The organism is Altererythrobacter sp. B11, from assembly GCF_003569745.1.
In the GTDB taxonomy this organism is placed as follows: domain Bacteria; phylum Pseudomonadota; class Alphaproteobacteria; order Sphingomonadales; family Sphingomonadaceae; genus Croceibacterium_C.
Genome location: NZ_AP018498.1, coordinates 1,246,710 through 1,260,263 on the forward strand (window position 1 = coordinate 1,246,710; position 13,554 = coordinate 1,260,263).

The following is a 13,554-nucleotide window of genomic DNA, read 5'->3' on the forward strand; positions in this document are numbered from 1 at the left end:
GTCAGAACCCTTCGCGACCTCCCCAGCTTGGTGCATCGGCCGGAGTCGCATAAGTTATTTACGGTTATTTGCCCGCAACAGCGCGTTGCCGCGCGCAGTGTTACGGCGAAACCGGGTGAGAGCGTGCGATCGGGCTTGCAAAGCGTCTGGCCCGGCGCAATCCCGTGCGCTCGCGCGCAAGTTATCCAGTCGGGTGCCGATTGTCGGAAGAGAAATCCAGTGCTGGCTTAGAGGCGGCGTTCCACGCGAACCGCAGCCGCTTGCTGCGCTTTCTGCAAGCGCGCGGCGCGGGCGACGCGGCGGAGGACTTGCTGCAGGAGCTCTGGCTGAAGATTTCGGCAGCCCGCACCGGGCCGGTGGCCGCTCCCGAAGCCTATCTGTTCCGCGCGGCCAACAGCCTGATGATCGACCGCTATCGCGCGCGGCGGCAGGCCGAACTGCGCGAGCGAGATTGGGTGGAGGTGAACGGTGAGGGCGACAGGGATGTGTCGGACGCGCCATTGCCGGACCGGGCGCTGATCGCCCGGCAGCAGGCGGAGCTGGTGGATCGCACCCTGGAAGAGCTCGGCAGCCGCCCGGCCGCCATCTTCCGGCGGCACCGCGTGGACGGCGTCCCCCAACGCCAGGTGGCGGTGGAATTCGGCGTGAGCCTGAGCACGGTGGAAAGCGATCTGCGGACTGCCTATGCCGCGCTGGCACGATTGCGGGAGCGCTTGGATGAGGTTTGAGGTGCCCGGCTCCGTCCTGTCGGCAGGAGGTGCCCCGGATGGCGCATGACGAGACGATTCTTCAGCAGGCTGCAGGCTGGGCGGCGCGCACCGGGAATCCCGACTTCGACGACTGGGAGGAATTCACCCTCTGGCTCGAGGCGGACCCCGCGCATGGCCGTGCGTATGACCATGTGATGTTCGCCGCCGCCCAGGCGGCGGAGAGCATCGAGCGCTCGGTGCCTGCCGCAAATGATGGAGCCGAGGCTGCGCCCCGCTTCGCTGCGCCGCGCCGATGGATCGGCAGCGCCATCGCGGCGTGCCTGCTCGCCGTGGTCGCTATCGCCCTGTGGCCGGGCGGGCGGGAGCGGTTCGAGACGGCGCCGGGTGAAACGCGGGTCATCGCGCTTGCGGATGGCGGCCGCATCGCGCTCGCGGGCGGCACGGTGCTGCAGGTCGATCCGGAGAACCCGCGGGAAGCCAGCCTCGAAGCAGGGCAGGCGCTGTTCACCATCCCCCACGATCCGGCGCGGCCTTTCCGGCTGGCTGTGGGTGGCGATACAGTGATGGACGTGGGCACGGTGTTCGACGTGAAGCGCGATCCACAGGCGGTGATTGTGGCCGTGGCCGAGGGGGCCGTGCTGTTCAATCCGGATGGGCAGAAGGTGACGCTGCGCCCGGGGCAGATGCTGTCCAGCCCGGTGGGATCGGACAGCTATCGGATCGAGGCGGTGCCGCCGGTGCAGGTCGGCGAATGGCAGGACGGTCGGCTGACCTTCCGCGATGCGCCGCTGGAGCAGGTGGCGGCCGATCTGGCGCGGGCCACCGGCATCGCTTTTCGTCCAGCCGCGGGCGCGGAGCAGCGGCGCATCTCAGGCAGCGTGCTGTTGCCACCGATCCGCGAAGATCCCCGGGCGCTGGGCCAACTGCTCGGCACGCGGCTTGATCGGGTGGATGAGGCCTGGGTGATCCAGGCCCCCTGATCGTGCGGCTGGCCGGCATATTAATCCCGGTCGCGGTCGCCGGCGCGATAGCGCCGGCGACCGCCGAAGCCCGCGGCGTGACGCTGGACGTCCCGGCCGGGAGCGCCGCCGACGCCGCCGTTGTGATCGCCCGGCAGACGGGGATCAGCATCGTCATCGCAGATTCCGCCGTGGCGAAGCGCCGCGTCGGGCCCTGGCGCGGCACCTTCACGCCGCAGCAGGCGGTGGAGCGGCTGGCCCGCGCCGCCGGTGCCCGGGCGATCCCCGTGGGTACGCTGGGCTGGCGGCTGGTGGCGCGGGAGGCTGGCGCTTCGCCCCGCCGCGCCGCCCCCTCGGCCCCGCCACCTCCACCTCCGCCGCCGGAGGCAGTGGGCGCGCCGATCCTGGTGGTGGCGAGCAAGCGCGACACCCCGCTGGCGGAACTGGCCGGGCAGGTATCCATCCTCGATGGGGAGGAACTGACCTTCGGCGGTGTTGGCGGCACCGAGAAGATCAGCCAGCGGCTGGCCACTGTGTCTTCCACGCATCTCGGCAGCGGGCGCAACAAGCTGTTCATTCGCGGCATTGCCGATTCCAGCTTCACCGGGCCCACGCAGGCCACGGTGGGGCAATATCTGGGCGATCTCAGGATCAGCTACAACGCTCCCGATCCCGACCTGCGCCTGTCCGACCTTGAGCGGGTGGAAGTGATGGAGGGGCCGCAGGGCACGCTCTACGGCGCCGGCTCGCTTGGTGGCATCATCCGCATGGTGCCGAACGCCCCCGAACCCGGCGTGTTCGTGGCTTCCGCCATGGTCGGCGGCAGCGCAACGCAGCACGGCGCGCCCGGCGGCGATGCCAGTGCCATGATGAATCTCCCGTTTGCAGGAGAGAATGGTGCCCTCCGCCTGTCGCTCGATGCCGAAAGCCAGGGTGGCTATATCGATAAGCCGGCGATGGGGCGCGATGATGTCAACCGCACCACCATCCTCGGCGGGCGAGCAGCCGCGCGGATGCGCATCGCGCCCGATTGGACTGTCGATGTAATTGCCGTCGGCCAGTCCAACCGTGGGCGGGATAGCCAATATACCGATCGCGGCGGGCCACCGCTCCAAAGCGCCTCGCCCATGCAGGAAGGCTTCGATGCCGATTATGCGCAGGCACAACTGGTCGTGTCCGGCCTGATCGGCGACATCCACTTCCGGTCCTCCACCGGCCGGACATGGCAGCAGCTGGAGGAGCGCTATGATGCCACGCTGCCCGACATGGAACCGCGGCTGTTCACCCAGAACAATGACACGCGGATGTTCGCCAACGAGACGCGGCTGTGGCAGCCGCTGGGCGACCAGTTCGGCTGGTTGCTCGGGGCAAGCTATACACACAATTCGACGCAGCTGACTCGCGAACTCGAAACGGAAGCCGTGGTCACCTCCACCGCCGGCGTCCGCAATGTGGTGGACGAGATCACGGTATATGGGGAGGCGAGCCTGCGCCTTTCCGACGGGCTGATTGCCACCGGCGGTGCCCGCATCACTGATTCCCATCTCGGCGGCGCGGGGGAAGATATCGCCCCCATGCTGGCGGCCGAGCTGCGCGGGGTGACCGCGGACCGCGGCGAGACGGTATTTCTCCCCTCAGGCTCGCTGGTCGCCACGGTACTGCCCCGGACCAACCTTTACCTCCGCTATCAGGAAGGTTTCCGCCCGGGCGGACTTTCCATTGATGGCGAGATCGTGCGCCGCTTCCGCAACGATCATGTGCGCACCTTCGAAGTGGGCGCGCGCCACGGCCAGCCCGGCCGGGGGGATTTCGATCTCGCGGCCAGCATCTCCTACACAAGGTGGGACGATATCCAGGCCGACTTCATCGACCGGTCGGGCTTTCCGAGCACGGCGAATATTGGCGATGGCCGGATATGGAGCCTTACGCTGGCGGGCGGCGTTCGGTTGATGCCCGGCCTGCGGCTTGACGCGGGGATCAGCTATAACGACAGCGAGGTGAGCGAGCCCGATTTCCTGTTCGTATCGCTGGCCAGCCTGCCCGCCGTCGCCGCGCCGGAGCTGCCGGTGGGCACCGTGGTTTCGGACCTCGGACAGCAGCGCTATGCCGCGGCCTCGCAGCTTGGCCGCGTCCCGAACATTGCCGATATCAGTGCCCGCGCAGGCTTCTCCTGGGATCGGCCGCTGACCGACACGCTCGATCTCAGCGCGCGGGGATGGGCAAGTTATATCGGCAAGTCCCGCCTCGGCATCGGGCCTGAGCTGGGGGCGCTGCAGGGTGGTTATGTGGACAGCGGCCTAACCGTTCGGATCGGCCGGCCGACGCTGGGAATCTCCGTGGGGCTTGCCAATATTGCGGACGTGCAGGGCAATCGCTTTGCGCTGGGCACCCCGTTCGCGATCGGGCGCGAGCAGATCACGCCGCTGCGCCCGCGCACGGTGCGGATCGGCCTCGACGCATCCTGGTAGCCGCTGCGGCGCGCGCCGCAGCCAAACGCCACCACCGCCAAGGCTTGCCGGGTGCGGCTCCGTCTCCCCTCTCGAATGACCGGAAGAGGGATTTGATGCACCGCTATCTGCTTGCCACCACCGCGGCGCTGGCCATTGCCACGCCTGCTGCGGCGACGACTGTTTCCACCAAGCGGACCGATCCGCTGAGGACCTCCACCATCAACAACGGCGCGGCCGACGCGATTACGCTGGACGACAAGGGCTCGGTGGTTCTGACTGCCGGCACGGCGGTCACCATGGACAGCGACAACGCCGTCACCAACGGCGGCGCGATCAGCGTCGGCAATGCCGCAGGCGGTGCGGGTATCGTCGCCGCGGCTGGTACCAATGGGGACATCGTGAACACCGGTACGATCACCGTGGACGAAAGCTACACCCCGACGGATAGCGACAATGACGGTGATCTGGATGGCCCTTTCGCTATCGGGGCAAATCGCTTCGGCATCCGCACCGATGGCGCGCACACGGGCAAGGTCACCAATGGCGGCACGATCACCGTGGAAGGCAACCAGTCCGCCGGCATATGGCTGGGCGGGCCGCTGACCGGCACCTTCACCCACAGCGGGAAGACGCTGGTCACCGGCGACAATTCCGTGGGCGTTCGTGCCGGCGATATCGCGGGCAATGTGCGGCTGGCCGGCTCCGTCACTGCGCAGGGCGCCAATTCCATGGGCGCGCAATTCACCGGGAACATCAATGGTGCGCTGGTGGTGCAAGGCGCGATCAGCGCCACTGGCTATCGCGCCACCACCGCGCCGTCGAACACCAGCAAGCTTGATGCCGACGACCTGCTGCAGGGCGGATCGGCACTGGTGGTGGAAGGCGATGTGACTGGCGGAATCCTGCTGGCAGTCGCGCCTGCCGATACGGATTCGGCGAAGGACGACGAGGATGGCGACGGGATCAAGGATGCCGAGGAAGGCAACGCCCTGGTCACCTCCTTCGGTGCGGCACCGGCGATGGTGATCGGCGCGCAGTCGCGGGACATCACCATCGGTTCCGTCGCGGGCACGGCCAGCGGTTATGGCCTGATCGTGGACGGCGTCGTGGCCGGCAAGGGCGTCTATCCGGGCGTGGATGGCAATGGGCTGGTGATCGGCGGGCGCGGCGGCGCGGTGACCATTGCGAAGGGCATTGGTATCGCGGGCTCGGTGACGGCCGATTCCGCTGGGGCCAATGCTACCGCTCTCCGGCTGGGCGCAGGTGCGGCGACGCCGGAAATGCACGTTTCGGGCACCATCTCCGCCACCGGGGCAGCCAGCGCGGACAAGGCCGCGCGGGCGCTGGTTATCGATACCGGTGCCAGTCTTCCTACCCTGCGCAACAGCGGCACGATCAAGGCTGCTGCCACGGGCAAGGAAGGCGTGGCCACGGCGATCCTTGACCAGAGCGGCGGCCTTGCCCTGATCGAGAACAGCGGGACGATCTCTGCGACGGGTCCTGAGGGATCGACCGGGGCGCGCGTCGCCATCGATCTTTCCGCAAACGCTACGGGCGCTACGATCCGCCAGACGGAAGTCGCCGCCGGAAAGACTGCGCCTGCGATCCTCGGCGACGTGCGGTTCGGTGCGGGGAACGACCGGCTGGAGGTTGCCGACGGCACTGTGGCCGGCACCGTCACCTTCGGAAGCGGGGCCAACACGCTCGCCCTCTCGGGCGATGCCCGGCAGAGCGGAACGCTGGTGTTCGGCGCGGGGAACGACAGCGTGACGCTGGCGGGCTCCGCCGGCTTCAACGGCACGGCCGATTTCGGCGGCGGGGCGGATACGCTGACCCTCGGCGGAACCTCCTATTTCTCCGGTACGCTGGTCAACGCCACCGGACTGGCCGTGAATGTGACGGGCGGGGTGCTGGACATTACCAAGCCCGCTTCGATCGCGTCGTTGAATGTCGGCGCCTCGGGAACATTGGTGGCCACGCTGGACAAGACGGCGGGCGCGGGGTCGCTCTACAGCGTCTCCGGCACGGCCAGCTTCGCCAAGGGTTCGCAGCTGGCTCTTCGCATTTCCGATACGGACAATGCCGAAGGGCATTATGTGGTGCTGGAGGCCGGGTCACTGGAAGGCGTGGGCGATCTGGAAACGACCGCCGACACCATCCCCTTCATGTTCAAGGCCAAGCTGGACAGCGGTGCGCCCGCCAACCAGATCGCCGTCGACATCTCGCGCCGTACCACGGCGGAGCTCGGCCTAAACCGTTCGCAAAGCGCGGCCTACGGCGCCATCTTCCAGGCACTGGGCCAGGACGATGATATCGAACAGGTGTTCCTTGGCATCACTGACGGCGACCAGTTTCGTTCGGCTGTGCGGCAGCTCCTCCCCGATCACGCCGGCGGCGTGTTCGAAGGGCTGAGCCTCGGCGCGCGCGCCTTCGCCCGCCGGGTGGCCGACCCGCAGAGCCCGGTCTATTCGCTCGGCGGCCTCGATGTCATCGTCAGTTCCGCCTTCTGGAGCATGGACAAGTCCGAAGGGCTGACCTCCGCCTATGATGTGGACGGGCTCGGCTTCTCGGCCGCGGGCGAAGTGGATACGGGCCTCGGCGCATTCGGCGTTTCGGCCAGCTGGCTGTGGAACGAGACCACCAACGGGTCCGACAATCACCTCGTGCAGTCGGATACCTATGAGTTGGCAGCCTATTGGCGCGGGAACTGGGGCGGCTTCACCGCCTATGGCCGCGGCTCCTACGGCCTCGCCAGCTTCCGCGGGCGGCGCAGCTTCTTCGGCGCTGCCGGCACCAAGCAGATCGAACGCAATTCCACCGCCAAGTGGGATGGCACCATGGTGACCTTCAGCGGCGGCGCTTCCTACGAAAGCGGCAAGTATCTGTTTTTCCGCCCGGCCGTGCCCTTCGACTACACGAAGCTGGACGAGGACGGCTACACCGACAAGGGCGGCGGCAAGGGGCTCGACCTCGTCGTGGCGGATCGCAAGAGCGACGAATTCGCAGCGAACGGCGGCCTCACCGTGGGCGTGAACTTCCTCGGCGCTGGCCGCACGGACAGCAACTGGTTCCGCGTGGAGGGCGAGGGCGGCTGGCGCGAGATCGTCGGCGGTTCGCTCGGCGCCACCACTGCCCACTTCGCCGGAGGGGAGGACTTCACCCTCGATCCCGAACAGCCGGACAGCGGTTGGTACGGCCGCCTGCGCGCCGTCGGTGGCAGCCGCGTGTTCGAGATGAGCGGAGAGGCCGGGGCCGAGAAGCAGTATGACGGGACCGCGCTTTCGCTGCGTGGGACCTTGCGGATGGCGTTCTGACGCCAGTCGGCGGCGGATTGCGCGCCCCCCGCGCGGTCCGCCGCCGGCGAACCCTCTCCTGCCGCCGGCCCCTGTCCCCACCCCCCGACGGCCGGCGGCGGGGGAACCCCTGACTCGGTTGCTGACACACGCGGCGTGAGCGCCTATTGCAACGGCCATGCAGCGCCTGCGCAATTGTTTACTCCTGCACGGCCGGCTGGCCGCCCTGCTGGTGGCAGTCGCGCTGGCGCTGAAGCTGCTGATTCCGGCCGGCTACATGATTACGCCGGCGGCCGGTGGGGTGGCCACCATCACCATCTGTTCAGCCAGCACCGGCACGGTGGATCTGCGCGGGATCGCCGTTCCGCTTCGCGATGATGGCGGCAAGGGGCAGGCGCACAAGCAGGGATCCTGCAACTTTACCGCCCTCGCCAAGGCTGCTGCCGGCGGCGCCGCGCTGCCGTTGCTGGTGCTGTCCCTCTCCTTTGCACTGCTGTTGCAAAGCGCGCCTGTCCCCCTGCCGGCGCTGCTGCGGCTGGCGCGCCTGCGCCCGCCGCTGCGCGGGCCCCCGACCCGGGCCTGAGTCACCCCAGCAGCTTTTTTCCGTGGCGGCACCGCCCGCGGCATGTTTTTCGGAGATCACCATGTATCGCATTCCCCTGCGCGCGGCTGCGCGCCCCCTGCCTGCCATGCTGGCGCTTGCCGGCGCGGCCCTGCTGGCCGGCTGCAATGGCACGCCGACCGAGGAAACCAGCCACATCACGATCACCGACCCCTGGTCGCGCGAGACGGCGCCGGGGCAGGAGGTCGGCGGCGCCTTCATGACCATCACCAACAGCGGCAATGCCGCGGACCGGCTGGTTTCGGGCGAGAGCTCCGTCGTCACGGAGGTGCAGCTTCACACCATGTCGATGGATCAGGGCGTGATGAAGATGCGCCAGGTGGATGGCGGGCTGGAGATCCCGGCCGGCGGCACCGTTACGCTCGCGCCCGGCGGCTATCACCTGATGCTGACGGGCCTCACCCAGCCGCTGGAGCAGGGCCGCCCCATCCCGCTGACGCTGCATTTCGAGCGCGCGGGCGATGTCGAGATCCAGCTGCCCGTCGGCCCCATCGGCGCGACCGGCCCCGGCACAGCGACGGCTTCAGCCAGCCAAGCCCCCGACGCCGCCATGGATCACGCGGGAATGGAGATGCAGCATGATTGACGCAGGCGCCAAAAGCCGGCTCGGCAAGCTGCGGCTGGTGCTGTGGGCCGGGGTATTCCTGGTGGCCGGCATCGCCCTGTCGCTGTGGTTCACCGGCTCACGCCCGGCCGCCGAGCAGGCGACCGATTACGGGGATAGCGTCGGCGGGCCGTTCGAAATGGTGGCCTCGGACGGGTCGACCGTCACCGACAAGACACTCGCCGGCAAGCCCTATGCCATCTTCTTCGGCTTCACCCGCTGCCCCGACGTCTGCCCCACCACGCTGGCGCGCATGGCCCGGCTGCGGCAGGAACTCGGCCCCGATGGGGAGAAGTTCCGGCTGGTGTTCGTCTCCGTCGATCCCGAACATGACAAGCCGGAGGATGTGGGCCGCTATGTCGATCTCTTCGCCACGCCCATCCTCGGGCTTACCGGCAGCGAGAGGCAGCTGGCGCAAATCGTGAAGGCCTATCACGTCTATTACCAGAAGGTGCCGGAGGGGGACGATTACACGATCGACCACTCGGCCGGCGTCTATCTGATGGACGCAAAGGGCAAGCTGCGATCCATGATCGACTATCAGGAGGACGACGAGGCTGCGCTCGCCAAGCTCAGGAACCTGATCGCCTGAAGCGGGCCGCGCGGGGTTGGAGCGGCACGGCGCCGCTCTGCCCTGCTGCCACGGCGGTTTGTCGATGTGGACCGTCGGCCTTCCCTGTTACGCTTCGGGCGTGCGCTCAGCGCTTGCGGACAAACTCGGCGCGCAGCACGAGGCCCTTAATGCCCTCGTACCGGCAGTCGATCTCCTGTGGGTCCCCGGTCAGGCGGATCGATTTGATGAGCGTGCCGCGCTTCAGCGTCTGGCCGGCGCCCTTGACGTCGAGATCCTTGATGAGCGTTACCTGATCCCCGTCAGCCAGCAAATTGCCCACTGCGTCGCGCACCTCCACCTGCTCGGCAAGCTGGCGCTTTGCCGCCAGCTCGGAGGCCGGCATCCACTCGCCGCTCTCCTCGTCATAGACATAATCGTCGTCGGACATGCGGTCTCCTTGTCGGTGCGCGTTGTAAGCCAGGCCCCATAGGCCGCGCGCCGAGCCATTACCATGCCGGACGACCGCGGACTCGGTCAGCCGGCGAACTGCCGGTGGCTACGCAACCGAATGGCCCTGGAACTGCATTATTCGCCGGCGGATGTTTCGAGCCTCGTCCGTAGTGCCGACAGCACGCGTTGTGCGGCCCGGATATCCTCGGCAGGCAGTCCCTCCGCCAATTCCCGTACCAGCGGATCGTAGAAGCTGATCGCGGCCTCGTAGGTCTGCTGCCCCTTGGGGGTCAGCACGACAAGCTGTGCCCGCTTGTGATGCGGGTTGAGCTCGAACGACACTAGTCCCTCTTTCTCAAGGTCGTTCACGATCCGCTGCACGTTCTGCCGGTTCGCCCCGAGATCGCGCGCCAGCCAGGCCACCGGCTGAGGTCGGTCGGCCTGAACGATCGCGCCGAGGATCTGCCAGCGGGCGCTCGTGAGGCCGAGCGGTGACACGATGCGGTCGCCCCATGCGAGTGTGGCATTGTTGGTCCGGAACATGGTCAGGATCAGTTCGGTCAACGCTTCTGCTTTCGACTGTCCGCTCGAGCGCGGCATATGACACCTTCCATTTATATTGACATCATCATGTCAAATATGCTTCATGGTTCCAATATCGCAATTAAGGACGCGTGACCATGAAAAAGCTGATTCATCCCATAGCGGGCGCAATCGCGCTGCTGACGATTGCGACCTTCTGGCTTTCGACGGCGCTCAGCGAAGTGGTCGGTTCGAAGGAAGCGATCGTGGCCGTCAAGACGGCGATCCCGTGGGGGTTCCTGCTGCTCGTGCCCGCTCTTGCCGTTACGGGCGGAACGGGCTTTTCGCTGGCAGGGGGGCGGAAGGTGGGACTGGTCGCCGCCAAACTGAAGCGCATGCCGTTCATCGCCGCCAATGGATTGCTGGTGCTCATCCCATGCGCGCTGTTCCTCGCCTCGAAGGCCAAAGCGGCGGATTTCGATACGGCGTTCTACGGGGTGCAGGCGCTCGAACTGGCTGCAGGCGCGGCCAACCTGATCCTCCTTTGCCTTAACATGCGCGACGGGTTCAGAATGACCGGGCGGTTGAAAGTCCGGAGGACAAGCGCGTAGCGGTGAATTCGGCTTACGTGCCTAAAGACCTCCTCGATCCTCCTCGGCCCTTTCCCATCTGGATCGTCGCGAAACCACCCGCTCTCGGCGTTCGGGCGGCGTGGCAGTCCATGTTTGAACCTGCTGATCTCTTTGGCTCATTAACGAAGGGCAGCTTTCAACGAGCTGATTGGGGTATGCTCTCACGTCGGCCCAAGTCGCAGTCGCTCACTCCGGCGCATGCCGCTTGCGCCAGGCGGCGGGTGGCTGAGCATGTGCCTTCTTGAACGCGCGCGCAAACGCAGCTTCCGAACCGTAGCCCATGCGGTGGGCGATCTCGGGGATGCTCTCGCGCCCTTCACGGAGCAGTTTCGCAGCGCGGCGCATCCGCCAGCGTGTACGATAACGCATCGGCGGGTCGCCGAAGGCGGTGATAAAACGCTCGGCGAGCACGGTGCGTGAAACCCCTGCTGCACGCGCAAGTGCGTCGAGACTGAGATCGTCTTCGCCTTCCCGATGCAGAAGCCGCAAGGCCCGCCCGATTGCGGGATCTCGCAGGGCTGTCATCCGGCGCCCATCCTCTTCGGGCAGGCTCGACAGATAGCGCAGGACCGCTTCTTCGAAAAATAGCTGGGAGAGCCGAGCGACGAGAGCGGGATCGGCGCCGAGGTCCTTGGCTGCATAACGCAGCGTGGTGGCGAGAAATTCGCCCTTACCGCCATTTTCTAAAGAGGCAACTAGCATCGCTGGCAGAGCCCCGAGGAGCATTTCGTCGCTGTCCGACACACCCAGCCAGCCACAGAAGATCGCGCATTCGTCACCCTTTTCGCCGACCCTTACCTGATTGGGGCCGTGCTTGCCGTCCGAGGTAAAGACATCCTCCGCGGGCGTGGGGGGGACCGTGATATCGCTACAGATTACATGCGCGTCGTTCCTTGGGAACAGCACCATGGTGCCCGGCCCCGCAACGATCGGCTGCGTGCCGGGGAGCGCGCATGTCAGCTTACCACGACGGACATAGTGATAGGCGACGATTCGTTCAGGTACGGGGAAGATCGGCCGGCAGTGCTCCGGTTCGAAGCGCGAGATGATCGACCATGGCCCGCGCATAACCGCGTCGTAAACGATTCCGCCGACGAGGCGGTGCGAAGTCAGCATGTCCTGAACGATGCTCGTCACGGCAGGCCTTTCGATCCTGCATCCGGGTCAAGTTTTCCGGCAGCCAGACAATACACTGCTCAACGTGCGCTGCCTAGACGGGCGGCATCGGCCGGGGCGTCCCCAAGGCCGCGTTTGGACGGAGAAGACCGATGTTGCCCATCCCCAATTTTCCTATGTTACGTTCGATGAACGCGTTGCTCGGCGCGCTCGCTTCGACCACACTGATGCTGGCCTCACTCCTCGTCATCATGGGAGGCGTCGCATGAGCGTGCACGAAGCCACTTTGCAGTCCCTGTTCGGCCGCATGTTCGAAGAACTCTCCGCCAACTACGGCGGAGTGATGATCTCGATCGGCCACCGGCTCGGCCTGTATCGCTTGATGGCCGAGGCCGGGCCGCTCGGCTGCGAAGCCATCGCGGAGCGCAGCGGCTGCGCGACACGCTACATCCAAGAATGGCTTGCAAGCCAAGTGGCAGGAGGTTGCGTCGCGTATGACCCGGAGGGCGGAACCTGTCGTTTGACGCCAGAGCAGGCGGCAATCTTCGCCGACCCCTCCAGTTCGACTTACCTTGCTCCCGCCTGGCAATGCGTCGCCGCGCTGTGGGCGGGCGAGGAGCGCACACTCGAAGCCTTTCGCACCGGACGGGGCGTGGCTTGGGGAGAGCAGGACAAGCGCATGATTTGCGGCTCGGCTGCCTTTTACCGCAACGGCTATGCCGCCAGCCTGGTGCAGGATTGGCTTCCCGCCTTGTCAGGCGTCGTTGAGCGGCTCGAGGAGGGCTGCCATGTCGCTGACATCGGCTGCGGGCACGGCCATTCGACGCTTCTGATGGCAGAGGCCTTTCCAGACAGCCGCTTTATCGGGATCGACGCAGATCTAGGTTCGATCGCGGTGGCGCGCCAGCTCGTGGAGGAGCGCGGGCTTGCAGAGCGCGTTTCGTTCGTAGCGAGGGATGCGCGGGAACTGCCCGCCCAGAGCTACGACCTCATCTGCTTCTTCGACTGCCTGCACGATATGGGTTTCCCAGTGGAGACCGCCCTCGCGGCCCGGCGGGCGCTGCGACTGGGCGGCTCTGTGCTGCTGGTTGAGCCATACGCGCGCGACCGCCTCGAGGATAATGTCGGTGCTGTGGCGAGGACCTTTTACGCCGCCTCTACCGCAGTATGCTGCGCGCATGCGATATCAGAAGCTGGCTCGCACGTACTGGGCGCGCAAGCCGGTTTCTCGGCACTGCGTGGCGTCCTTGAGGAGGCTGGTTTCGGCTCGGTCTCGATCGCGCTGGAGACCCCCTTCAATCTCGTCATCGAGGCCAGGGCCTGACCACTCAAAGTCCCGAAGCGGTCGAAGCGACTCCTAGGACGCGCGCCCGTTATCGGCGCGCGTCCCAAGGCCAAACAACTCGAAAGCCGGATTGTGGGGCGACGTTACTTGGGCTCAGCGATTGTCCGACGAAGTTACCCAAACCGGACCCAAGCCGGGTCCCAGCGCAAAAGCGCTTCGGCTGCACTAATCGGCGTCGTCTTATGAAAGGATGGTGCCGCTTAGGTGACTCGAACACCTGACCCCATCATTACGAATGATGTGCTCTACCAACTGAGCTAAAGCGGCACTGGCTGGCGCCCTTAGATCGCTTGGGCGC

At 66.5% G+C, this 13,554-nt stretch carries 12 protein-coding genes and 1 tRNA gene; 9 read left to right on the plus strand and 4 right to left on the minus strand.

What is annotated here, in order from left to right:
• Positions 1-260 precede the first annotated feature (260 nt).
• The 7 genes from AEB_RS05935 to AEB_RS05965 all read left to right on the plus strand — a co-directional run bounded on the left by AEB_RS05935 (position 261) and on the right by AEB_RS05965 (position 9,230).
• Entirely contained in the window at positions 261-728 is a 468-nt protein-coding gene (locus tag AEB_RS05935; RefSeq protein WP_231958932.1) for an RNA polymerase sigma factor, read from the plus strand.
• Between the two features lie 38 nt (positions 729-766).
• A complete protein-coding gene (locus tag AEB_RS05940; protein ID WP_119082357.1) occupies positions 767-1,690 on the plus strand; it encodes a FecR family protein in 924 nt (307 codons plus the stop codon).
• 77 nt (positions 1,691-1,767) lie between these two features.
• Positions 1,768-4,137: a TonB-dependent receptor gene (locus AEB_RS05945; RefSeq protein ID WP_231958933.1), complete on the plus strand. Its 2,370-nt coding sequence runs from the start codon at positions 1,768-1,770 to the stop codon at positions 4,135-4,137.
• Positions 4,138-4,232: 95 nt separating this feature from the next.
• Positions 4,233-7,433, plus strand: coding sequence for an autotransporter outer membrane beta-barrel domain-containing protein (locus AEB_RS05950; RefSeq protein ID WP_119082359.1), 3,201 nt, complete (start codon positions 4,233-4,235; stop codon positions 7,431-7,433).
• Between the two features lie 157 nt (positions 7,434-7,590).
• Positions 7,591-7,995, plus strand: coding sequence for a hypothetical protein (locus AEB_RS05955; protein WP_119082360.1), 405 nt, complete (start codon positions 7,591-7,593; stop codon positions 7,993-7,995).
• Positions 7,996-8,056: 61 nt separating this feature from the next.
• Entirely contained in the window at positions 8,057-8,620 is a 564-nt protein-coding gene (locus AEB_RS05960) for a copper chaperone PCu(A)C (protein ID WP_231958934.1), read from the plus strand.
• Entirely contained in the window at positions 8,613-9,230 is a 618-nt protein-coding gene (locus AEB_RS05965; RefSeq protein WP_119082361.1) for an SCO family protein, read from the plus strand. Before AEB_RS05960 ends, AEB_RS05965 begins: the two co-directional genes overlap by 8 nt.
• A 106-nt stretch (positions 9,231-9,336) precedes the next feature.
• On the opposite strand, the gene AEB_RS05970 is transcribed toward AEB_RS05965, so the two are convergent.
• Together AEB_RS05970 and AEB_RS05975 are read right to left on the minus strand one after the other, a co-directional pair.
• Positions 9,337-9,639, minus strand: a complete 303-nt coding sequence (locus AEB_RS05970; RefSeq protein ID WP_119082362.1) for an alkylphosphonate utilization protein — start codon at positions 9,637-9,639, stop codon at positions 9,337-9,339.
• A 137-nt stretch (positions 9,640-9,776) separates the two neighbouring features.
• Positions 9,777-10,205 (minus strand): MarR family winged helix-turn-helix transcriptional regulator, encoded by a 429-nt coding sequence (locus AEB_RS05975; protein ID WP_197714474.1) that lies wholly within the window; start codon positions 10,203-10,205, stop codon positions 9,777-9,779.
• Positions 10,206-10,321: 116 nt separating this feature from the next.
• On the opposite strand from AEB_RS05975, the gene AEB_RS05980 reads away from it, so the two are divergent.
• A complete protein-coding gene (locus tag AEB_RS05980) occupies positions 10,322-10,774 on the plus strand; it encodes a hypothetical protein (RefSeq protein ID WP_119082364.1) in 453 nt (150 codons plus the stop codon).
• A gap of 207 nt (positions 10,775-10,981) precedes the next feature.
• Here AEB_RS05980 and AEB_RS05985 read toward each other — a convergent pair whose 3' ends face one another.
• Positions 10,982-11,932, minus strand: a complete 951-nt coding sequence (locus AEB_RS05985) for an AraC family transcriptional regulator (protein WP_119082365.1) — start codon at positions 11,930-11,932, stop codon at positions 10,982-10,984.
• Between the two features lie 244 nt (positions 11,933-12,176).
• On the opposite strand from AEB_RS05985, the gene AEB_RS05990 reads away from it, so the two are divergent.
• Positions 12,177-13,235 carry a class I SAM-dependent methyltransferase gene (locus AEB_RS05990; RefSeq protein WP_119082366.1) on the plus strand — a complete coding sequence of 353 codons (1,059 nt, stop codon included), beginning with the start codon at positions 12,177-12,179 and terminating at the stop codon, positions 13,233-13,235.
• A gap of 212 nt (positions 13,236-13,447) precedes the next feature.
• Here the strand turns inward: AEB_RS05990 and AEB_RS05995 are convergent.
• Positions 13,448-13,523, minus strand: a tRNA-Thr gene (locus AEB_RS05995).
• Positions 13,524-13,554: the final 31 nt, after the last annotated feature.

Coding starts and splice junctions, on each gene's coding strand:
- AEB_RS05940 (WP_119082357.1), top strand. CDS start 767: ATGGCGCATGACGAGACGATTCTTCAGCAGGCTGCAGGCTGGGCGGCG.
- AEB_RS05950 (WP_119082359.1), top strand. CDS start 4,233: ATGCACCGCTATCTGCTTGCCACCACCGCGGCGCTGGCCATTGCCACG.
- AEB_RS05955 (WP_119082360.1), top strand. CDS start 7,591: ATGCAGCGCCTGCGCAATTGTTTACTCCTGCACGGCCGGCTGGCCGCC.
- AEB_RS05960 (WP_231958934.1), top strand. CDS start 8,057: ATGTATCGCATTCCCCTGCGCGCGGCTGCGCGCCCCCTGCCTGCCATG.
- AEB_RS05965 (WP_119082361.1), top strand. CDS start 8,613: ATGATTGACGCAGGCGCCAAAAGCCGGCTCGGCAAGCTGCGGCTGGTG.
- AEB_RS05970 (WP_119082362.1), bottom strand. CDS start 9,639: ATGTCCGACGACGATTATGTCTATGACGAGGAGAGCGGCGAGTGGATG.
- AEB_RS05980 (WP_119082364.1), top strand. CDS start 10,322: ATGAAAAAGCTGATTCATCCCATAGCGGGCGCAATCGCGCTGCTGACG.
- AEB_RS05990 (WP_119082366.1), top strand. CDS start 12,177: ATGAGCGTGCACGAAGCCACTTTGCAGTCCCTGTTCGGCCGCATGTTC.